Raw genomic sequence first — 20,449 nt, 5'->3', positions numbered from 1 at the left:
TATGGAAAGCTTTAGTATTGTCATGGTGGTATTGATTGCACTGGTGGTATTCACCGTGTTTAAAGGCGTACGTATTGTACCGCAAGGTTATAAATGGGTAGTGCAGAGACTGGGCAAATATAGCCAAACGCTAGAGCCTGGACTCAACCTCATCATCCCTTATGTAGATGATGTGGCTTATAAGGTAACGACCAAAGACATCGTACTCGATATTCCGTCACAAGAAGTCATTACTCGTGACAACGTCGTTATCATTGCAAACGCTGTCGCTTATATTAATATCGTGCGTCCTGATAAAGCGGTCTATGGTATTGAAGATTATGAATACGGTATCCGTAATCTGGTGCAAACATCGCTACGTTCGATCATTGGTGAGATGGATCTTGATAGCGCATTGTCTAGTCGCGACGAGATCAAAACCAAGCTAAAACATGCAATTTCAGAAGATATTGCGGATTGGGGTATTACCCTTAAGACAGTAGAGATTCAAGATATTAATCCTTCGCAGACCATGCAAGCATCCATGGAAGAGCAGGCAGCAGCAGAACGTTTGCGCCGTGCGACCGTGACCCGTGCTGATGGTCAAAAGCAAGCTGCTATCTTAGAAGCGGATGGTCGCTTGGAAGCTTCACGCCGTGATGCTGAAGCGCAGGTGGTACTAGCCAGAGGTTCTGAAGAGTCGATTCGTTTGATTACTAGTGCGATGGGCGAGGAAGAGATGCCGATCGTATACTTGCTGGGTGAACAGTATATCAAAGCGATACGAGAGTTGGCTGAATCTGATAACTCCAAAATGGTGGTATTACCAGCAGATATCTTAAGCACTGTAAAAGGTATGGTCGGTGATAAATTAAAAGTGTAAAAAGTCATAGCAATATTAAAAAAGACCTCGCTTGAGGTCTTTTTTTTATGTGTATTAATTGGACTAAAGTTTCGCTAGCTTAGATAACTTTTGAAAAGCGGTTTTGATGTTTCTTGTCCAAGTATTCATCAAATACCATAGCGACGTTGCGACCAAGCAAGCGACCTCTAGGTAAGACGCGAATACCTGCTGCATCCATATCAATCAGTCTGTCGTCTTGCATAGCGCCCAACTGCTGAATCTCATTAATAAAGTAGGTGATGGCATCGATACCAAATTTTTGATTCACATCTTTAAAATCGAGATAGTCATGACATAGTAGGTTCATGATGACGTACTCACGCAAGCGGTCTTTGATAGAGGTTTTTATATACTTTACCGCAGGCATGACAGTCGGATTGATTTTCGCCATATCAATCTTGGCTTGATAGCTCTGTAGATCAGTATCGTTTTGCAAAATATAGCGTGTATTGGCATTAGAAATCTGACTGATTGATGAGACACCAAAACCTAATAAGTCACAGTCACCCATGATGGTGTAACCCTGAAAATTACGATGTAATTTGCCTTCACGCTGTGCGACAGCCAATTCATCATCAGGTTTGGCAAAATGATCGATACCGATATATTGATAGCCAGCTTCGGTCAATGTGTTAACAGTACTGCCGAGCATCGTCAGTTTGGCAATTGGGCTAGGCAAATATTCATCTTTTATCTGACGCTGGGCTTTAAATCGCTCAGGCAAATGCGCATAGTTAAAGACCGACAGGCGATCTGGCGACATCTCGATGATACGATTTACGGTTTTGTCCAACGTATCAGGCGTTTGATGCGGTAAACCATAAATCAAATCAATATTGATAGAGCGAAAACCAAGCTCACGTGCTTCTGTTATCACGCTTTCAATAAGCTCTGCTGAATGCACACGATTAACGGCAATTTGCACCGTTTCATCCAAGTCCTGCACACCTAAGCTGATACGATTGAAACCGAGATTACGCAATATCTTTAGAGTGTTTTTACTCAGTTCGCGAGGGTCAATTTCGATAGAATAGTCACCTTCATCTTCTGGCAAAAACTCAAACTGAGCTTGTAAAAACTCCCACAACTGCACCATCTCTTCGTCACGCAAAAACGTTGGTGTACCACCACCCAAATGTAGCTGTTTGACTAATGGTTTGTCGCTGCCTTCTGGCGTAGATAACAAGCGGCGTTTATGGGTAATTTCAGCAATCAAATACTGTAAGTAATCGCCAGAATCGCTATTTTTTTTGGTAATGATCTTGTTGCAAGCACAGTAGTAGCAAAGGTGGCGGCAAAACGGTATGTGAAAATATAATGATAAGGGAGCACGCGCTTCACGATTTTGCAGGATTTTTGTCTCAAGACCAATATCTTCAAAGCTGTTTGTTTCAAGGTTATCTGGTATTGGCGCGAACTCTAAAGCAGTCGGATAAGAGGTATAACGTGGCCCTGAGCGATTGTACTTATTGATGATTGCCTCATCAAATGCTGGTAGCTGCTTGCTAGTAATGCTGCCGCGTGTACTGGCATAAGGTTGTCAGGTTGCATAACAGGGCGCACAGTCGTGGGCGGCTCTTCCGCACGGTTGTAGGGCTGCTGAGTGTTCTGTTCTAAATAGTCTGTCATGCGATATTCCTCGTTTTTACTCTAGATACTGCTGATTTTTATATGATCAATGATTTCGGATTTGGTGTTTATTTTTCGCTTGTATCAACGATTAATAATAAGATTCGAATACATCATTGGCAGCAGTATGTATCGCTAAATGTATAATAGATAGTATAACAAATCCTTGTTAGCAGTGGGGTGGTCGGTGAGTATTCTTAATTATTGAAGTAGAGCGTTATTTATACATAAAAAAACCTCAGAACGACGCTGAGGTTTTGATGATTCTCTCTACACCAGCAATAAAACACGACGTTTGCGCGTTGATAAATAATACTTTATTATCAATGACACTCTGTATTAGGAAGATGCTGATGTCGTTTGCCCAAGTCTATACCCGTTCGGTGGTTGGTCTGCATGCTCCCAAGGTCATCATTGAGGTGCATCTATCGCAAGGACTGCCTGCATTGACCATCGTTGGGCTACCTGAGGCCGCCGTGCGTGAGAGTAAAGACAGGGTGCGCTCCGCCATTCTCAATTCAGGTTTCCAGTTTCCTAATCGCCGCCTCACGATCAATTTAGCCCCTGCTGATCTACCTAAAGATGGCGCGCGTTTAGACTTACCAATTGCTATTGGTATACTGGCAGCAAGCGGACAGCTTGAGCCAGAGGTGCTATCAGGATTTGAATTTATTGGCGAATTAGCGCTCAATGGTCAATTGCGACAAGTAACTGGTAGTTTGGCAGTCGCACGGGCAATCAAAGCTGAGAAATTGGCAATAGCGTTGTCTCAGGTAGCAGCGAGTGACCAAGAGCAAAATAATTCAGATACCTCGCCGCCGATGACACCGCAACTGATCGTACCGATTGATAATGGTCATGAGGCCAGCCGCGTTGATGGCGTAACGATACTAGCTGCTCAGAGTCTAAAAGCAGTTTGCGACCATCTGCAGTCGCTCGTTGACCCAAGTGCAAGCTATGAGAGTTTAGCCGTGGTACAGCCAAGTCCTGCACAGCAGCATGTTGGCTATCAAGTGGATTTAGCTGATGTCAAAGGACAGCATCATGCCAGACGCGCGTTAGAGATTGCCGCCGCTGGTGGTCATTCATTGTTATTTACAGGGCCACCGGGTTCTGGCAAAACGCTCATGGCCTCACGTTTGCCGACGATATTGCCAGACTTGAGTGATGAGGATGCGCTAGAAGTTGCCAGTACCTATTCGGTGGCAGACAGCGATTATGACTATGGGACGCGGCCATTCAGACAAGTGCATCATACGATATCAGCTGTGGCACTAGTCGGTGGTGGCTCACGGCCAAAACCAGGTGAAATTACGCTAGCTAATAAAGGCGTGTTGTTTTTAGATGAGTTACCTGAGTTTGATCGAAGCGTGCTGGAAGTATTGCGTCAGCCGCTAGAAGCCAAACAAATCACTATTAGCCGCGCTAACTCTCAGATGACCTTCCCGGCGAATTTTCAACTGGTTGCCGCGATGAACCCTTGCCCATGTGGCTATGATGGCGATACATCAGGACGTTGTCGCTGTCGACCTGAGCAGATCAAACGCTATCAAGATAAGTTATCTGGTCCTCTCTTAGATCGTATTGATTTGCATATCACCGTGCCTGCGTTACCGATTGCCGATCTGCAGAATAGTCAGGTAGGTGAAACCTCCAAGCAAGTACGGGCTCGCGTAGTGGTCGCGCATCAGCATCAAATGCAGCGTCAGCAAAAGGTTAATAATGAGCTTAGCCCTAGCGAAATCGATGAGTATATCCAGTTAGGCGACAATGAAAAGCAGTTATTGCAACTTGCTCAGCAGCGTCTGAATTTATCAGCACGTGGCTACCACCGAGTATTACGAGTAGCGCGTACAATCGCGGATTTGGCTAATAGTACCGATATCAACAGCGCCCACGTATCTGAGGCGCTGAGCTATCGCAGCAAAGCGTAATCTATGTTTGAGCAAGTTACATCATGATGATTTGATAGGTTTTTTTATAGACTAAACTCTATCTTTCATAACCCAAGCGACCAAGTCCGCGAAATGGTCAAATGCTTCGGTCGGATTTAATTCGCGAATATCTTGGCCGTAGTTATAACCATAAGACAGACCGAGCGTGTCCATATTGGCGTTCTGTCCAGCCAACATATCGTTCCTAGAGTCGCCAATCATCACTGCCTGATCAACACTGACATTGAGAGTCTCACAGACATGCAGTAGGGGCGCTGGATCTGGTTTTTTGACAGATAAACTGTCGCCGCCCATCACTTCACTAAACAAATCTTGCCAGCCAAATGAGTGCAATATCTTCGGTACAAATCGAATGGGCTTATTGGTGACTAAAGCAAGCGTATAGCCAGCTGCGTGCAGTTGTTTTAGTCCGTCATCGACATCTGGATAGGCAACGGTTTTGCTACCACTGAGGTTTTTATAAGCCTCAAAAAATATTTGCTCTGCGTGATCGGCTTCCTCGACCGTTAGCTCGCCATCTGCTACTTCCACTTTACCAACCAAAGCGCGCTCTACGAGCAGGCGTGAGCCATTTCCTATCCAATTGCGTATTGTCTCGATAGGATGGGTGTCTTTGCCCAATGTGGTTAGCATGGCGTTGGTGGCGTCGGCCAAATCGGGTACGCTATCAATAAGTGTTCCATCAAAATCAAAAATTAAAAGCTGCTTATTCATTATTCCTCACTATTGAAAATCGTTATATTTATTATATTGGCCATACCTTAGCACAGTAGCGTTCTGAGGCCAGTCAATTTAGTTACCTGTTGTGCTTAATGTCTTGAGCACTAGCAACTATTCGACATCTTTATAGCGTTCACGATGCTCTTTTTTCATTCTTAAATAATCTTCGTTCTCACGGCATTCATCCCATTTCACTTTAAAGATTCGTGCGGACTCCGCCTTGACTGGGTCTTCCTCTTGTCGTGGCAACTCTTCGCGGCCATGGGCGCCGCTTTGACCTTTTTTTTATCATCAGTACTGCGCCTTTATATTTTTTACCACCTTTATGATTGGCATAGCGACGAGCACGGGTATAGCCCATTTGGATAAACTTGCGCGCCATATCTGCGCCGACGAAGTCATCATCAGCCAAGTAATCTAAAAACATCTGATAGATAGCTTCACTACTTTCGCGGGCGATGTCGGGAGTCGCAAAACGCCAATGGGGTAAAATCTCAGACTTATAAGGCTCTACCAGTAATACGCCTTGCTCACCGCGACCGACACGGTACAACTCAGGCTGAGCGCGCAAATCCAAACTCTTATAATCCAAGTCGTAATCAAACTCTCTCATATCTATGACCTATTATTTTTATCTATTCGTATATGGTTATTGAGTATACTTAGCCAAGCTGTTTAGAAAAAAAGCACAAAAATGTTATGCAACCGTGACAGTAGGTATTTAACATCAAGAGCGTTAAGTAGAAATGGTTATGGTAAAGTCAGCTGTGGGACGTATGAAGGCTACAAATATGATGAGTGCAATGCCACGAGAGATACTATGTTGAGAAATAAAATAAGTGTAAATGAGCTGAGCCGTTTGCGATTGACCAAAAACATACTGGTAGCGTGGCTATTGCTAACGACAAGCATACTAGCTACTACGGCTGCCCACAGCGCGTGGTTTGAACGTTTGATTCCGCAAGGTGAGACGTATACGGTACGCGAGATAGATCGCGATTTAGCATTTGTGATAGATGGCTTTATCTACGATGCGCGCACGTCTTGTTTTTTGGCAGTAGGCGACCGAGTGATATTTTTTGAGGGGCGTCACGGCATTGATTACCGCGCAACTATATACGACTTGGATTCGCGTGAGCGCTGTAATTTACTACTGCGTGGTCGGTTGTACGAATAGTGGTCGGCTCTACAAATCAAAGCAACGCATGAATAGAATGAACGCTAAAGAATACGGTAAAATTTAAACATAAAAAAAGCCCCGAACATTGCTGTTCAGGGCTTTTTAGAATTCTATTAACGAATGGTGGCTCGAGGCAGGATCGAACTGCCGACACACGGATTTTCAATCCGTTGCTCTACCTACTGAGCTATCGAGCCGTCTTCGTTGAGGTCGCTATTAAACTAAATATACGCGCTTCTGTCAAGCTGTTTTTGCATTATATCTGATAAAAGACGATAAATAATTAGATATTGGCAAAATTAACCATTTTAGCGCTCGGTTTAGTCTTTTACACGCAACAGTTCGTACTCACTCATGATACGGTGAATATCAGCGTCAGCAGGGACAAATTCACGTACGCCTTTTCTAACTTCGCAATCATAGACCAGTTTAATAAACTTGGCATCGATAGCACGTTTACGGTTCTCTGGATGCACCGTGAGATATTGTAGGCGTTTAGCATTGGTCTGCCCATCATCAAAGCAGGCGACCGCAGCGATAGGCTTATCATTGAACATACCGACATAGAGATACTGTCCACGTTTAAACCCTTGCTCAACGATATTTAATACCTCGAGACCGTCAGGCTGTGCATCATCGCTATCGTACAACGCCTGCAAACGCTCTGCTAGCTCATTGTCGCGAGCAGGTTTTTTTGATAAGTGGCGCATCCAAACTATTAATGGCGATCGCTTCTAAAGGCATAGCAGTTCCTATAAATAGAGGGTTTCTATAGTATAAATTAGCAATATGAGACAGCACGATGTCATAGCGTGTAGTGCCGTAAATAAGGGTCTTCGAAGTCAGCGCAAGTCATGATTGATAATACTGAACACACTATTTTAGCAGAATGACGTGATTTTGTGCGTGGTTTACCGCTTGGTCGTGGCAGTAAATGTTAGGGTTTGCTATGATGAGGCTATATAATATTTAGTATGTATCAACCCTAATATGTTGATATCTTTTGTATATATCATTTTCTAATACATTTTTTTGCCAAGGTCTGACACAGACACTAGTAAAACATTTTGGGCAGGTTTTTGCCTTATTTATTGACCGCTTTTCACTGATAAAAACTGATAGAGAGTAGCCATGACAGCCAATGCAACGACGACTGCTGCCACACCTGAGCAAACTGAGTCAAAAAACGTAAACCTATATGGTCGTCCTGAACGTATCGCGACCGTTGAGCGTATAACTGCCGAAACGCAAATCACCTGTACCGTTAATCTGGATGGTACAGGTAAAGGTGTGGTAGACACTGGTGTACCATTTTTGGATCATATGATTGATCAAATCAAGCGTCACGGTTTATTTGACTTAGACATCAAATGTACAGGTGATACGTTTATTGATGACCATCATAGCGTAGAAGACACTGGTATTACCCTTGGTCAAGCATTTAACAAAGCATTGGGTGACAAAAAAGGTATTCGTCGTTATGGGCACTTTTATGCGCCGCTAGATGAGTCATTGACCCGTGCTGTCGTCGATCTGTCGGGGCGTCCTGGTTTGCATATGGACATTCCTTTTACACGTTCGCACGTCGGCCGTTTCGATGTAGATTTATTTAGTGAGTTCTTTTACGGGTTCGTCAATCACTCATGGATGACGGTGCACTTAGATAATCTTAAAGGTAAAAACAGCCATCACCAGATCGAATCAACCTTTAAAGCTTTTGCTCGTGCGTTACGTATGGCTTGTGAGTACGATGAGCGTGCATTGAACACCTTGCCATCGACCAAAGAAGCTTTCTAAGGCGCATTTAAGGCTGTTCTACAAGATTACTCAAAAGGGCCAGTCAAGCTTGGCGTACTAGTTGTACAGCCTGCGCTTGACTTCCTTGTAGCAAAACCTTATCTACACCTTAGTAATAGCCAACAATATAAATGGTCAATAATATAAATAGTACAGTAGTCAAAATATTTGAAAACGAGAACCAATCGATGACTAAAGTAGCACTATTAGATTATGGTATGGGCAACCTGCACTCTGCTAGCAAAGCCCTATCGGTAGTCGGGGCAGAAGTCTCTATCACCAATGATCCAAAAGTCGTGGCAGCGGCTGATAAAATCGTCTTCCCTGGTGTGGGTGCGATGCGTGACTGTATCGCTGGCATGTGTGATGCAGGCATTGATGACGTCATACGCCATGCAGTGTTTAACAAGCCCGTTATGGCCATCTGTGTGGGCATGCAGGCGTTGTTTGAGCAGTCAGCTGAAAATGGTGGCACGGACTGCTAGGCATCTTAAACGGCACTGTAGAAGCGTTTGACCCTACGTGGAAAGACAAGCAGGGTGCGACGATAAAAGTACCGCATATGGGCTGGAATACCATTAGCGGTATGGATGTTGACCATCCGCTCTGGCACGGTATTGAAGACAATGCACATTTTTACTTTGTGCATAGTTATTACTGTGAACCTGCTGATAGCTCACAAGTAGCGGCGGTATGTGACTATGGTCAACCGTTCTGTGCCAGTGTGATCCAAGACAATCTATTTGCCACCCAGTTCCATCCAGAAAAGAGCCACACCGCTGGCTTGCAACTGCTCAAGAACTTCGTAGAGTGGAATGTGTAAGTAGTTGATAAACGTGAAGTGAATATTTAATTTAGTAGAAGGTAGATTATCAATTGTATAATCTGCCTTTTTTATGCTCAGCCATCACTTTGTAGCTGCTTGTAGCTGCTATCCTTTAGCTACTATAGCTTAGCCATCATGGTTTAGTGATACGCTCAGTTATTTTCTACTCGCTTATATCTGGAATATCTCAGTGGATTTTACTGCCTTTAAAATGAATGTTGTGGAAACAACGGGCCTTGCCAAAGATGCCTTACATATCTATGTCGGTGTCGGTGTTTATCTGCTGTGTCTGGTTGCGCTGCGACCTATTATCAAAAGCCAAGGTATTCGGTCATTTATTGCTCTGATTGTCGTGACTTGCATTGCGCTGTTGGGTGAGTATTTGGACAATCGAGATACGATTGAAGCGCTTGGCTTGACAGGCTTAAGCCGTGAGCAGATACTCGCGAGTATCCGTGATTTGATCAATACTTGTATGCTACCGTATGTGCTCTTTGCACTGAATAAGTGGACGACTATATTTCGACCAACCAATAAATCGACTTCATTGACCAAGCGCCATAAAAAACGGACTATTAAAGTCCGTTTTTTCATTTTGCTATTTGAATTTATAGTTTTAGTAGCTCATTTATTTTTTGGCTTCATCATACAACTCACGTACGACTTCACCAATCGCTTTGATACCATCAGTCAGTGTCTGCTCATCCGCGGCGATACTCATACGGATACATTCGTGCGCATGCTGATAATCGCTAACATCGACACCAGGGAAGAAGTACTCACTTGGCACAATAAGCGTACCTTTTTCTTTTAGGCGCTCGTATAGATCCAGCGTGCTAATCGGCAAGTCTTTAAACCATAACCATAAGAAAATCGCGCCTTCAGGCTTATGAATGACCAACGGATAATCGCCCAAGGCTTCTTTTAATAGTTTCACAGCAAGGGTCGACTGCTTTTGATAAAACGGCTTGATGTCGTTATCAGATAATTGCTTAATACGATCGTTTTCTACCAATGGCGTGGCAATCGCTGCACCAAAGCGTGTCGGTGCAAGGTTCACCACCGCATTCATTGCGCTGACCGCTTCAATTACTTTGGCATCGGCAACAATAATACCCGTACGCATACCAGGCAAACCAATCTTCGACAGGCTAAAGCACAGAATCGTATTGTTATCCCAATTCAGGTGCGCGTCAGAGTAGATGATATTGGGGAAGGGCATACCGTAGGCGTTATCGATGATCAGTGGAATGTCATAGCGTTTGGCAATCTCGGCCAAATGCGCCATTTCGTCATCGGTGAGCACATTGCCCGTTGGATTGGTCGGGCGTGAGCAGCAAATCGCGCCGATACGACCTTCTTTTAGCGCTGGCAAGTTCTCTAACGCCTCAAAATCCACACGATATTTAAAGAAGCCTTCCTCGCCATCATGCGTCACTTCATCGATATGCGGTAATACGGCGGTGAAATGCTGACCTTCCACATGCACATCACTATAGCCAATATACTCAGGGGTCAGTGGCAGTAGAATGGACTTGTCGACAGACTCGCTATTCTCATCTTGACTGTTTTCATCAACGAAAGCACCGCCAAACAGATTAAACAGATAGAAAAACGCATTCTGTGAGCCATTGGTCAGGGCGATGTTTTCTGAGGTGAGGTTCCAATCATAATGACGGTTAAAGAAGCCAACCAACGCATCGATAAAGCCTGCATCACCTTGCGGATTAGAGTAATTCGCCATGCTAGTAATCGCGCTACTGTTGGGTACGCCTGTATCGTTATCAACACCTAGCACCTTATAAGTTTCTAAAAACAGCTCATTGACGGCATCAATTTTGGCAGGGTTACCACCGCCCAGCATGTTGACTGGCTGATCGCTTTTTAGCGCATCGCCAGATCATCCATCAATTGTGAGATGCCAGTGGGTTGGGTAAATTTTTGACCGAACTTTGAGAATTTCATAAGGCTACCATGCTGTTTGGGAGGGTGTTATAAGTGGGTATTTAACCGATAAAGTTGGGCTAGTATAGCAAATGGTATGTCAATTATATAAGTAATCAGGTGGCTCTATACATATCGGTGTTTGAATGCTAAACAATTTGTAGCAACCTCTAAAATATTTTATCAGGTAACGTGATATTGTTATTTTCAATCTCATAAGAAAACCGTTCATTCAGTTTTAGATTATAAAAGGAGTGACAATGAATAGCGTCCAACATTCAATTAATGAAGTTAATTTCAAAACTAAACCCATCAAACCGGCAAGCTCAAAGTATTCCATATCAGATGATACTATCAATAACTGGAAACTTAGCACACAATTTAAGATATACCATCCCGAAGATGACTTCAGCGTATCTTGTTGCTGTGCTTTCTTTTTGGTTGATGGCGAGTGGGTTAAAAAAGACCTTGGTGTATTAAAACAACAGACAGGTGCAGATTTATTAATTGGCATACAAACTAGTGATAAATTTATGGCAGCTAATAATGTCATAGACGGTACGATTTGTTGTAATGTTGAGCAAGTTGATAGGATTGTGCATCAGCTCCAAGCTATGTTAAGTGTACATGGTAGCTATACTGCTATGGATCTAAATGACGTAATCAGTTTGTTTGATGAATGTCCATATACTCAATATGCTGAATCAAAACTCTATTTGTCAGACGACCTTACCAAGCAAAATAAACAAGAAGTAGATGAGTTTATAGATAAATTACCGATAAGAAATGTTAAAAATTTACTGCTGTATGCTCATTCAATTGAATCTACAAGTCTAGAACAGTTTAGTGAAATCGTAAAAACGGTTGAGCGGAAAGTTGATGATTCTGACATGTTCTTACATGGAATGGCGCTGACGAATACATTAGACTATGCTTATATCAGCGTAATGTATCCTATAGAACCAGCACAAAGTTAATAAATGATGACTCGCTTCAATGTACTTACAGACTTGGCAATAAGTTAATCAATTTTTTTTCTTGCGTGCTTTTTCTCCCTACGGAATGAGCTAGGGTGATGTATGCGGTAACATTGTGCTTCATACTTAGGTAATTTGAAAGACCATAAATCCTTTGAGGGATAGCCCTCAATAGCTGTACATTCTCTCAACTCTGAATTTGGAAAGTATCTACGTCTTGCATCAATGCCCTGATTACCTGTAGCGAATATGACGATGTCAGGATTTAGCACCTCAATTTGAGCGACAATAATCTTTTTAGAAATAGTTTCTATCTCTTTTATCATTTCCTTATCTTTTATGTGATTAATATGCCCACCCTTATAGTCAAAGGCATAGATATTAGCCCATAAGATACCGTTTTTACCGCTCTTGTTTGCAATATCACGCACAAAATTAAAGAATAATTTTCCTTGAGTATTTTTTTTCTCATCTTCTAATTGATTGCCTATAAAACTTTTACTTTTAGCCATTAACCGCTTGATTCCATCTTCATTATATTGGAGATCACTCCAACTTTCTAACCAATCTCTAGTTTCTCTACCAACAATCAGTATTTTATTAGGTGCTTGTTCGTATTCATCGGGTACACTTCCCAAAAGTAGTTTTGCTAAGCCTTCATAAGATAAAGATTTATCTAAAAAATCCTTATGCTCTTCGGAAATACTCATATAACGCTCAAACAATTTTTGTTGTAACATTTTCTTCTCCTAATTAAGCTTATGTTTATTGAAAAACCCCAATTAAGGGGTTTTTCTTTGCAAAGCTAAAATTGTATACGCCTAAATCATTGCCCTGACCCTTGCCATAATCCCGCGTCCAATCACCAATCTCACATAAATAATAGCAATGGCAAACAGCAATACGATTAACGCCGCACCGCCAATGGCCAAGCTCGTCCACGGCACACTAAATTGTAAATTAAACCACTTAGTGATTGCTGCCCATGCACCAACGCTGGCGATCACAACGGCAAAGGTCGCCGCGCTAATACCAAGCACACCCAACTCTAAAATATTGAGCATATACAAGTCACGCTTTTGCATACCGAGCAGTCTAAATGACGCGCTGTCTTTCATACGATCTTGCGAGGTAGACAGCAGCGAGCTGATCAGCACCATGACTCCAGTGAGCAGGGCAAGCAAGGTGAACACATAGACTAAGCGGCTCATTTGTACCACCAGCTCTTGGATTTGCTTCGCAATAGCAGTCCCATCGATTGTGGTTACCGCAGGGAACTCGCGTACCAGTTTGCCTTGTAGTTCTGGAATGGCACTTTCTGACACGTGCGCAGTAGCAAATTGAATCTGTGGGGCAGCGGACAGCACGGACGGCTCAAATAAGAAATAGAAATACGGACTTGGGCCACGCTCATAGCGTGTGCGAATACTGGTAATTTGCCCGATGATTTCGATACCTTGAATGTTAAAACGCACCTGATCGCCCATTCCGACATTGAGCATACCTGCAGCAGTGTCCAAGATAGACAATGGTTTGATTTGCTCATTTGTCGCATCGATAGGGGTGTATAGCGCGTCGTCTGTGAGCGATTCAGTGATGTATTCGGTCTCCATGACCGTATCGGCATAGCTCAAGTTAAAGACACGCGTGGGATCATCAAACCCATCAGCAGGCTCGATATCTTTTGCCGCCACATCATTGGCCGTCTCCACACGGGCACGAATGACGGGATAATAAGTGACAGGCGCCTCAATGATCGCATCAATATCATCATGCTGATCGCTCTGCACGTCGAGCAAAAACAGATTGGGCGCGTCTTCAGGATAGGCATTGATAAACTGCGCATTGATACTGTGATTGAGCGTCGTAATGAGCGTCAGCACCGCCACCGATAGCGATAAGGTGACAAAGAATAACGCTGATTGGTTGCCTTTACGCGCAAGGTTATGAATGGCGATACGCTGCATCCAACTGACCTTGGTATTGCTTGCCAATTTGTTAAGCAGCCAGAGCCACCCACGGGCTAATAACCAAAATATCGCCACAAAGCCAATCAAGCCGCCCAATAACTGCGCTCCTAATGACAGTGAGCCCACTTCATAGGCAAAGAAGGCATACAGCCCTGCCAGCACCAAGCCATACCATAGTAACGGTACGCGTCTATACCAAGGCAAATTTTGTGTTTGCGTATTCGCTCCTTGATTGAGTAGGGTAGCGGGTTTGGTCGTGCTAAGCGCGCTTAGACCACGCTGCGCAATCAGTAGCGTCAGGGCTAAGGCAATCACAATGGTTTTGATGGCACTGATTGGATTGATGGCTAGACCGACATCGGCAGGCAAGATAGCCACCAGATACGGCTGACCGATTTTAAGTAAGCCCAGACTAAGGGCAACCGCTGCGACACAAGCAATGACGGTCGTGATGATAAGCAGCTGATAGTAGCTGCGTTTGAGTGAGCCAAGTGGCTCGCCGAGCGCCAATCGAATGGCGTTATTGGACTGCTGCTTGCTGACAAACGCACTAATGACGCCATACATGGCGACCGCAGATAGTAGCAACACCGCGATGACTAGCAGTTTTAAGAACATTAGAACATTATCAGAGATACGCGAGACCGAGGTATCTGCAGACTCTGCGTCAGAGAGCTCGATATCAGGATAATTGGTCAGGATATCTGTAAGCTGTTCACGCTGCGTGGTTATCAGCTCTGGATCGCCTGCCATCTCGATACGATAGTTTATGCGGCTACGTTGACCCAACAGGTTGGTTGACGGAAGTGCATCTTGTTTCATCAACACACGCCCACCAAAACCAAAGGTAGTCAGCGGACGGTCAGGCTCTTTGGTCAGTACATCACTGATCGTAAACTGCGCATCGCCAATGGTGATACGGTCGCCGATATCGGCCTGTAGACTACTGAGCACTTCTGGCGCGACGATCACACTGTCAGATGTTAGCTGATCCCACAGCGGCTGTCCTGAGGCAAGCTCCGCTGTACCGTATAGGGGATACGACGGCGAGACGGCTTTGACGCTGGCAAGCAAGGTTTGCTCATCATTGACCAGCATGGCGCTAAACTGATAGTCATACACCGTCTGTGTATTAGGGATAGTTTCTACCTGTGACAATACTTCGCTTGGCCAGTCTTGCTTACTGTTTAGGATTAGATCCCCACCAACGAGTGCGCGCTGATTGTCATTAATATAGCTATCGACAGACTGCTGCACCGAGTCGAGGGTCAGGTAGGTTGCAAGCGACAAGGTCAAGGTCAGTAGAAACAGCACGGGATATACCCAGCGCTGCCACCAGCTACGGCTAAGTGCTTGCGAGCCTAGTGTTTGAAAACCTAGGGTACGGGTAAATAGTTGATTAAGGATGCCGCTAGGATAACTGGACTCTTGATGCATACTGGTAGCAGTCTTTTTTTGTATCAGTCGATTTATTGTCTGTAGGCTTACTATTCATTAAGATACAATCCAGTTATTCATGTAGGTACAATGCGGCCGTCATGCATGGTGATGACGCGATCTGCCATCTCGGCAAGTGCAGGATCATGAGTTACGACCACCAGTGCCGAGCCAACCTGTTGGCGTAAATCCAATAGCAGCTGCATGACTTGATCGGCGTTTTGCTCATCCAAGTTACCCGTTGGCTCATCAGCGAATACAATTTTTGGGTGCGATACCAGTGCTCGCGCCACCGCTGTACGCTGCTGCTCACCACCTGATAATTGATTGGGTAAGCTGTTACGTCTATGACCTAAGTCGACCGCATCTATCAGCTCGTCTACCTGTGATGGGTTTGGACTCTGGCAATATCAAGTGGAAAGGCGATATTTTCGGCGACGGTCAGTGTGGGCAGTAGATGAAACGACTGAAAGACAAAGCCCATATCCTGTTGACGTATCACCGCCAGAGCATCTTCGTCAAGACTGCTAAGCATTTGACCTGCCAGCGACACCGTACCGCTATCGGGATAGTCTAATGCTGCGAGTAACCCTAACAGAGTAGATTTACCCGAGCCTGATTTGCCCATAATGACCACAAACTCGCCAGCATTAACATAGATATCCACGTCTTTGATGATGGACAGCTTTTGCTCACCGACTTGTACGGTTTTATTTAACTGTGAGGCGGTCAGTAGTGCTTGTGTCTTAGCGTCTGCTTGTGGCGTTGCTGTGGCAGTCGAAGATGATAATGTCATTACAGTGTCTCGTTTAATGGTCTTGTTAAGTAGTCTCGTTTGTCTTATTTTTTTGTCGTATTGTTTTGAGCAGTCGTAGCTGTGTTATCGGTATCGGCTGTTTTTAACTCTTTTAGCTCTTCTAACTTCGGCTCTAAAATGGGCAGAATATTGTTATTAACGATAATCTCATAGCCTTCTTTGGTTGGATGAATCGCATCTGCTTGGTTAAGCTCTCGGTCACCGCCGACGCCCTCTAAGAAAAACGGAATAAGCGTCAGGTTCATGTCTTTCGCAATACGAGGATAAATGTCTGAGAATGCCGCAACGTATTCACTGCCTAGATTGTCATAGATCGACATACCGCCCAAGATGACGACACTGCCATTGTCTTGCAGATGTTTAACCGCAGTACGAATATTGGCTTCAATTGTCGCTACATCGATACCACGTATGGCGTCGTTAGCACCAATAGTCAATATGGTGATGTCGGGTTTGGTTTGCGACACCCAGTCCAGTCGATTGACCAACCCAGTACTGGTTTCACCGCTCAAGCCTGAGTTAATAACCTTGGCATTAGCGTAGCCCATCTCTTGCAGACGATCTTCTAACTGAGCAGGATAGTTGTCGTCTTTGTCCACTCCCAGACCTTCTGTCAGTGAGTCACCAAGCGCTAAAATAGTAAGTGATGAGGATTTGACCTGTTGATCAGTTGTTGCTGCGGTTTCAGTGGCTACTGAAGCAGTGCTAGCTTGACTGTTAGTCGCTTCAGTACTGGTACTCTGCGTATCATCAGCAGATGTCGTTTCAGCATCTTTCTGACAGCCACTGATAGCCATTGCAGCTGCGAGCATGGCGATAGCAGGCAAGCGCTGAGCAAAACGAGAAGGGAAATTCATCATGGGTGTTATGTCCTATATGCAATCAAACCAAGGTATAGTCAAATCCTATCTAAATCAGATACGGTATCAGTCGGATGAGTCGTCAGGCTCGCTCAGTCTACTATTGGTAGTACTGTCAATCACCTTCCTTTTATCCAGATTATATTGAGTATCCAGCTTATATTAAGTATCTAAGTTATATTGAACTGACTATAGCAAAATAAGACAGTGACCTATATTGCCCTAAGGTTAATTTAAAGCCGCTTTATTGCGTGTTAGCAATTATGGCCTTATGAATAACAAAGGCTGATAGCAATCAAATATATTTGCCATCGACCATCACTGGACGACTAACAAGCCAAGCAATCACGACGTTGACAATCATCAGTATCAGCATAATAAAAAGTGGCACACTCCAACTGCCCGTTGTTTCATGGAGCCAGCCTGTGCCCAATGGGCCAAAAAAACGCAATGACATAACCCACTGCTTGAGCCATACCAGACAGCTCACTGGCTTGATTGGTCGTATAAGTACGCATCGAGAACAGCATCATGCTCAAGGTAAAAATTGCTGAACAGCCCATGCCCATCATGCCTGACCATAGCCATGCCAAGTCAGTCGATAGATAACTGACGCCTAATATGCCAACGACATTTAGCACAGCAGCAAATACCGCCAGCGCTTGAATAGGGCGGCCACGATTGACTAGCCAAGTTAAACTTAATATAGAAACCGGTGCCATAAACTGAAATACAGAGCCCATTTGTCCAGCACTGACGGCAGATAGTCCTTTACTAACCCAAATCGATGGTAAAAAACTGGCGACGGTATAAAACAATAATGACTGTAATCCCATAAAAATAGCAATCTGCCACGCAAAGGTGGTTCGCCACATAGAGATCTCAGAAGAACCTAAGGCCGCAGGGATAACCGCTTGATGGTTAGATGAACCCAAACGCACACGTAAGAACAGCCAAATGACAAAGGCAAATACGCCCAGTATTGTCCAACCGCCTAATGCCCACTGCCAACCTACTTGCTCAGATAACGGTAATACGACGCCTGCAACGATACCTGCTGCCGTGGTCATCGTCAGACTAAATAACCCTGTAATCAGCGGAATATGTTGCGGGGTACGCTGCTTAATGACAGGTGCTGCCAAAGTATTAGCAAAGCCGATAGCGAGGGTAAGCAATAAAGTACCAATTAAAAACCCACTCCACGTCGGGATAGCGGTACGGATAATCATCCCTACCGTCAATAGCCCAATCATGCAATCAGTGTGTTTTCTAGCCCGAATCGCTTACCAATTGCTGGGGAAATCAGCGCACCAACGGCAAAGCTCAGCATAGGCACTGCTCCTAGCCAGCCTATCTGAAACTCAGAGATATCAAGCGCGTCCTTTACCACTGGGGCGATAGAACCTAGTGCGACGATAGGTGCACGCATATTGGTGGCTAGCAGAATCATGGCACACAGAACCAACCAAAAGGTAAAGCGTGAGGAGGCAGGTTGGATGAAGCAGATAGATTGGACGAGGTAGACATAGCAGCACAACGATGACAGCGAAAAAGAACACGTTATTAAACAGCGCCAAAAAACTGCGGCTTATAAAATAACACCAGAGAGCATTTACCCAGACACGTACCTAAACGGTAATCGATATCGTAAGTTAGACCGAAAAATATATGTAGCGCGTAAGACATACAATCTACTGAACTGACTTTGCTGAATTGGCAGGCAGCTTAGTCAAAATGTATGTGTGGTTACTTCGAGTTACGGCTATAGAACAGTGATAATAAGAGATGGCGATAATTAGTAATCTTAAATAAATAGTCTTATCGCACAATAAAAATAGCGCCAAGTCACTTTTGAATGACTTGACGCTATTATAAGAACATATGTCAGGTAAATGCTACCAGCGTATGGTAACCAATAGGCTATTAAACCGATTTACCCAATTGAGCAGCTCTCAATGCATTCTCTTGCTGTTCAGCGATTAGTGAATCGCACTTATTGGGATCATTACCACAAAACGAGCAATTTTCATCGCCCATCAATTTGGCAACACCGCCACAAGATCCTCTAAGCGGCTTTTTTTTGACCATATAACCGATGCCCATAAAAATGAAGAATAGGACAAATACGGTGAAAGTAATGGCAAGCATAGGAAGCAGTTGGCTAAGCATAGAGGAAACCTCATTTTAAAAAAATAGGGCAGTTATTAGTGGTGTTACCTAAGTTTATGGCAGCTAAGCACCGTTAATAACAACTGTATAATAGTATAGCAAATTTTAGTGCGGCTCGTTGAGCGTTAACGTATTCTCTTGTTTCACATCTATCACTTACCAGTGGCTTTTAGAGTGTGCCATCTAGAGCTTGGAGAACGTTTAAAGCTTTTTATCAGCACGTAACGCTTTCATCGCTGGTGTCTGTACCACCTGCCAGTCGTCAATATCATCGTCAGCAGCTTCGTTGGACATATCATTAGAACCTTTTGCCTTTACATCGTCAGCTAGTACCACAAACATGGCCGCCAGATTTTGCGTTTTAGCGAGGTCTAGTGCTTTGTGATAAGGCATCGCGGTAAGGGCAGTTGCCCACGCATCCGCTAATGCAACCGAATCAGCTGCGACAGTGACTGAAGGTGCGCCGCCTGCAATAGGGTTGCCCGTTGTCGGATCGATAGTATGGCTATAGCGTTTGCCATCGAATATGACAGAGTTACGATAGTTGCCAGAGGTCGCTAAATGCATTTGACTAGCCGTATTCTTGGGCTGGCGAATAGCAGATACGGTTTGGCGTTCGCTGACCGTGCTGCCTTCAATAGGAGCGTCAATCGCAATTTGCCATGGCTGCTGCTGGTTGTTCACACCAGAGGTGGCAATTTCACCGCCGATCTCAACCATATAGTTACGAATCTGGTAATCATCTCTCAACACATCAGCGATGACATCGACGCCATAGCCTTTGGCAACGGCAGAAAAATCTAAACCAACGCCGTCTTTGGTCTTATAGATGGTGTCGTCTTTCTTTATGATGCTCTCAAAATCGACCAATGCTTTGGCTTGAGCAATCTCTACTGCGGTCGGTGGACTTTGTAAACGCTCGACCGTCATGGTACTTCCAAAGCCCCAGGTGTTTACGAGTGGCATAACGGTAGGGTCAAAAGCACCGCCTGATTGCTGATAGACAATTTGCGAGACATCTAGCACACGACTAAAATCAGCATCGATAGTGATAGGTTTGTCTTTGCCCAAACGATTGAATGTAGATATCGTTGAGTCGTTTTGATAAGTAGACATGCTATCGTTAATTTGTTTTAGGCGCTCGTCTACCGCAGCTTGTATGGCAGCTTCGTCCGCATCATCAGGCAACTGATAGCTAATATGATAGCTCGTTCCCATCGTCTCACCGATCAGATAGTTATAGTCTGGGGTTTGCTGGCAAGCGCTGAGACCTAAAATACTAGCA

General features: G+C 44.3%; 17 protein-coding genes, 1 tRNA gene and 5 pseudogenes. 6 read left to right on the top strand and 17 right to left on the bottom strand.

Translation table 11 applies throughout. The annotated features are described in order from the left end of the window. The first annotated feature begins 1 nt into the window (after nt 1). Nucleotides 2–862 (top strand): SPFH domain-containing protein, encoded by an 861-nt coding sequence (locus tag TT11_RS09900; RefSeq protein ID WP_057762202.1) that lies wholly within the window; start codon nt 2–4, stop codon nt 860–862. A 79-nt stretch (nt 863–941) separates the two neighbouring features. Here TT11_RS09900 and hemN read toward each other — a convergent pair. Further along, nucleotides 942–2,512 (bottom strand): annotated as a pseudogene (gene hemN / locus TT11_RS09895) (oxygen-independent coproporphyrinogen III oxidase). Between the two features lie 353 nt (nt 2,513–2,865). On the opposite strand from hemN, the gene TT11_RS09890 reads away from it, so the two are divergent. Then, complete coding sequence (locus tag TT11_RS09890; protein WP_261870282.1) at nt 2,866–4,446, top strand: YifB family Mg chelatase-like AAA ATPase; 1,581 nt, start codon at nt 2,866–2,868, stop codon at nt 4,444–4,446. A gap of 51 nt (nt 4,447–4,497) precedes the next feature. On the opposite strand, the gene TT11_RS09885 is transcribed toward TT11_RS09890, so the two are convergent. Both TT11_RS09885 and TT11_RS09880 read right to left on the bottom strand, forming a co-directional pair. After that, nucleotides 4,498–5,181, bottom strand: a complete 684-nt coding sequence (locus TT11_RS09885; RefSeq protein WP_261870280.1) for a phosphoglycolate phosphatase — start codon at nt 5,179–5,181, stop codon at nt 4,498–4,500. Nucleotides 5,182–5,298: 117 nt separating this feature from the next. After that, nucleotides 5,299–5,800 (bottom strand): annotated as a pseudogene (locus tag TT11_RS09880) (DUF4385 domain-containing protein). 210 nt (nt 5,801–6,010) lie between these two features. Between TT11_RS09880 and TT11_RS09875 the strand changes: the two are divergent. Further along, entirely contained in the window at nt 6,011–6,364 is a 354-nt protein-coding gene (locus tag TT11_RS09875; protein ID WP_261870278.1) for a hypothetical protein, read from the top strand. Between the two features lie 124 nt (nt 6,365–6,488). Here TT11_RS09875 and TT11_RS09870 read toward each other — a convergent pair. Both TT11_RS09870 and TT11_RS09865 read right to left on the bottom strand, forming a co-directional pair. Further along, nucleotides 6,489–6,564, bottom strand: a tRNA-Phe gene (locus TT11_RS09870). Nucleotides 6,565–6,687: 123 nt separating this feature from the next. Next, nucleotides 6,688–7,077, bottom strand: coding sequence for a PanM family protein (locus tag TT11_RS09865; RefSeq protein ID WP_261870277.1), 390 nt, complete (start codon nt 7,075–7,077; stop codon nt 6,688–6,690). Nucleotides 7,078–7,498: 421 nt separating this feature from the next. Between TT11_RS09865 and hisB the strand changes: the two genes are divergently transcribed. Then, a complete protein-coding gene (gene hisB, locus TT11_RS09860; RefSeq protein ID WP_057762189.1) occupies nt 7,499–8,164 on the top strand; it encodes an imidazoleglycerol-phosphate dehydratase HisB in 666 nt (221 codons plus the stop codon). Between the two features lie 188 nt (nt 8,165–8,352). Continuing rightward, nucleotides 8,353–8,987 (top strand): annotated as a pseudogene (gene hisH / locus TT11_RS09855) (imidazole glycerol phosphate synthase subunit HisH). A 631-nt stretch (nt 8,988–9,618) separates the two neighbouring features. Here the strand turns inward: hisH and TT11_RS09850 are convergent. After that, nucleotides 9,619–10,955: pseudogene (locus TT11_RS09850) on the bottom strand (valine--pyruvate transaminase). A gap of 239 nt (nt 10,956–11,194) precedes the next feature. On the opposite strand from TT11_RS09850, the gene TT11_RS09845 reads away from it, so the two are divergent. Further along, entirely contained in the window at nt 11,195–11,911 is a 717-nt protein-coding gene (locus TT11_RS09845) for a hypothetical protein (RefSeq protein WP_261870273.1), read from the top strand. Nucleotides 11,912–11,955: 44 nt separating this feature from the next. On the opposite strand, the gene TT11_RS09840 is transcribed toward TT11_RS09845, so the two are convergent. The 11 genes and pseudogenes from TT11_RS09840 to TT11_RS09790 all read right to left on the bottom strand — a co-directional run bounded on the left by TT11_RS09840 (nt 11,956) and on the right by TT11_RS09790 (nt 20,382). Next, nucleotides 11,956–12,651, bottom strand: coding sequence for a hypothetical protein (locus TT11_RS09840; protein WP_261870272.1), 696 nt, complete (start codon nt 12,649–12,651; stop codon nt 11,956–11,958). A gap of 81 nt (nt 12,652–12,732) precedes the next feature. Continuing rightward, the gene (locus TT11_RS09835) at nt 12,733–15,318 is read right to left on the bottom strand and encodes an ABC transporter permease (RefSeq protein WP_261870270.1); all 2,586 of its coding nucleotides are present in this window, start codon (nt 15,316–15,318) and stop codon (nt 12,733–12,735) included. Nucleotides 15,319–15,395: 77 nt separating this feature from the next. After that, the gene (locus tag TT11_RS09830; protein ID WP_261870269.1) at nt 15,396–15,611 is read right to left on the bottom strand and encodes a hypothetical protein; all 216 of its coding nucleotides are present in this window, start codon (nt 15,609–15,611) and stop codon (nt 15,396–15,398) included. 6 nt (nt 15,612–15,617) lie between these two features. Beyond that, nucleotides 15,618–15,689, bottom strand: a pseudogene (locus TT11_RS09825) (ABC transporter); the annotation flags it as partial. Between the two features lie 8 nt (nt 15,690–15,697). Continuing rightward, nucleotides 15,698–16,114 carry an ABC transporter ATP-binding protein gene (locus tag TT11_RS09820; protein ID WP_261870268.1) on the bottom strand — a complete coding sequence of 139 codons (417 nt, stop codon included), beginning with the start codon at nt 16,112–16,114 and terminating at the stop codon, nt 15,698–15,700. Between the two features lie 44 nt (nt 16,115–16,158). Further along, the gene (locus TT11_RS09815; protein WP_261870266.1) at nt 16,159–16,995 is read right to left on the bottom strand and encodes an arylesterase; all 837 of its coding nucleotides are present in this window, start codon (nt 16,993–16,995) and stop codon (nt 16,159–16,161) included. A gap of 295 nt (nt 16,996–17,290) precedes the next feature. Then, nucleotides 17,291–17,452, bottom strand: coding sequence for a hypothetical protein (locus TT11_RS09810; RefSeq protein WP_261870264.1), 162 nt, complete (start codon nt 17,450–17,452; stop codon nt 17,291–17,293). Further along, complete coding sequence (locus TT11_RS09805) at nt 17,406–18,248, bottom strand: MFS transporter (protein WP_261870262.1); 843 nt, start codon at nt 18,246–18,248, stop codon at nt 17,406–17,408. The genes TT11_RS09810 and TT11_RS09805 overlap by 47 nt, the downstream gene beginning before the upstream one ends. Further along, nucleotides 18,245–18,445, bottom strand: coding sequence for a hypothetical protein (locus tag TT11_RS09800; RefSeq protein ID WP_261870260.1), 201 nt, complete (start codon nt 18,443–18,445; stop codon nt 18,245–18,247). The genes TT11_RS09805 and TT11_RS09800 overlap by 4 nt, the downstream gene beginning before the upstream one ends. A 473-nt stretch (nt 18,446–18,918) precedes the next feature. Beyond that, nucleotides 18,919–19,164 (bottom strand): (Na+)-NQR maturation NqrM, encoded by a 246-nt coding sequence (gene nqrM, locus TT11_RS09795; RefSeq protein ID WP_102091068.1) that lies wholly within the window; start codon nt 19,162–19,164, stop codon nt 18,919–18,921. A gap of 201 nt (nt 19,165–19,365) precedes the next feature. Then, nucleotides 19,366–20,382 carry an FAD:protein FMN transferase gene (locus tag TT11_RS09790; RefSeq protein ID WP_261870258.1) on the bottom strand — a complete coding sequence of 339 codons (1,017 nt, stop codon included), beginning with the start codon at nt 20,380–20,382 and terminating at the stop codon, nt 19,366–19,368. Nucleotides 20,383–20,449 lie beyond the last annotated feature (67 nt).

The sequence above is a fragment of the Psychrobacter sp. JCM 18901 genome (genome assembly GCF_000586435.1).
Classification (GTDB): Bacteria; Pseudomonadota; Gammaproteobacteria; order Pseudomonadales; family Moraxellaceae; genus Psychrobacter.
This window is presented reverse-complemented; position numbering and strand designations above follow the sequence as displayed.

What these genes read in the sequence shown, in the direction of transcription:
- TT11_RS09900 (WP_057762202.1), top strand. Translation starts at nt 2, where the DNA reads ATGGAAAGCTTTAGTATTGTCATGGTGGTATTGATTGCACTGGTGGTA.
- TT11_RS09890 (WP_261870282.1), top strand. Translation starts at nt 2,866, where the DNA reads ATGTCGTTTGCCCAAGTCTATACCCGTTCGGTGGTTGGTCTGCATGCT.
- TT11_RS09885 (WP_261870280.1), bottom strand. Translation starts at nt 5,181, where the DNA reads ATGAATAAGCAGCTTTTAATTTTTGATTTTGATGGAACACTTATTGAT.
- TT11_RS09865 (WP_261870277.1), bottom strand. Translation starts at nt 7,077, where the DNA reads ATGCGCCACTTATCAAAAAAACCTGCTCGCGACAATGAGCTAGCAGAG.
- hisB (WP_057762189.1), top strand. Translation starts at nt 7,499, where the DNA reads ATGACAGCCAATGCAACGACGACTGCTGCCACACCTGAGCAAACTGAG.
- TT11_RS09845 (WP_261870273.1), top strand. Translation starts at nt 11,195, where the DNA reads ATGAATAGCGTCCAACATTCAATTAATGAAGTTAATTTCAAAACTAAA.
- TT11_RS09840 (WP_261870272.1), bottom strand. Translation starts at nt 12,651, where the DNA reads ATGTTACAACAAAAATTGTTTGAGCGTTATATGAGTATTTCCGAAGAG.
- TT11_RS09835 (WP_261870270.1), bottom strand. Translation starts at nt 15,318, where the DNA reads ATGCATCAAGAGTCCAGTTATCCTAGCGGCATCCTTAATCAACTATTT.
- TT11_RS09820 (WP_261870268.1), bottom strand. Translation starts at nt 16,114, where the DNA reads ATGACATTATCATCTTCGACTGCCACAGCAACGCCACAAGCAGACGCT.
- TT11_RS09815 (WP_261870266.1), bottom strand. Translation starts at nt 16,995, where the DNA reads ATGATGAATTTCCCTTCTCGTTTTGCTCAGCGCTTGCCTGCTATCGCC.
- TT11_RS09810 (WP_261870264.1), bottom strand. Translation starts at nt 17,452, where the DNA reads ATGTCATTGCGTTTTTTTGGCCCATTGGGCACAGGCTGGCTCCATGAA.
- TT11_RS09805 (WP_261870262.1), bottom strand. Translation starts at nt 18,248, where the DNA reads ATGATTGGGCTATTGACGGTAGGGATGATTATCCGTACCGCTATCCCG.
- TT11_RS09800 (WP_261870260.1), bottom strand. Translation starts at nt 18,445, where the DNA reads ATGATTCTGCTAGCCACCAATATGCGTGCACCTATCGTCGCACTAGGT.
- nqrM (WP_102091068.1), bottom strand. Translation starts at nt 19,164, where the DNA reads ATGCTTAGCCAACTGCTTCCTATGCTTGCCATTACTTTCACCGTATTT.
- TT11_RS09790 (WP_261870258.1), bottom strand. Translation starts at nt 20,382, where the DNA reads ATGGGAACGAGCTATCATATTAGCTATCAGTTGCCTGATGATGCGGAC.